Annotated in this window: 1 protein-coding gene; it reads right to left on the bottom strand. The window is 47.0% G+C overall.

Annotated features, from left to right (window positions below):
• Window positions 1-220, bottom strand: a 220-nt coding sequence (locus SB749_RS20400; RefSeq protein ID WP_410711914.1) for a hypothetical protein, incomplete at its 3' end; no start/stop codon positions are given.
• Window positions 221-247: the final 27 nt, after the last annotated feature.

Here is a 247-nt window from a genome sequence, read left to right as displayed (position 1 = left end):
CAGCACCCACTTCAGGATGGTCTTGTATGACTTTAGCCATTTGTGAGGGAGTTTTGGCACCTTGTATGGCTTGACTTATATTTTGATTGCCTGTGATGATATTGCCTGCGGTGGCAACGCCTTGTATACCAGCTGCGGCCGTAATTTTACCAGTCGTCTTAACATTCTTTCCAAGGTTCTTTTGCTCATCAACAATCTCAGCCCGACCAGCATTCGTCAACACCCGAGTATCGATACCCGTATCGAC

This window comes from Brevibacterium sp. SIMBA_078 (assembly GCF_046534565.1).
In the GTDB taxonomy this organism is placed as follows: Bacteria; Actinomycetota; Actinomycetes; order Actinomycetales; family Brevibacteriaceae; genus Brevibacterium.
Note: the sequence above shows the minus strand (reverse complement) of the source record. Positions and strands in the feature narration are given on the sequence as shown.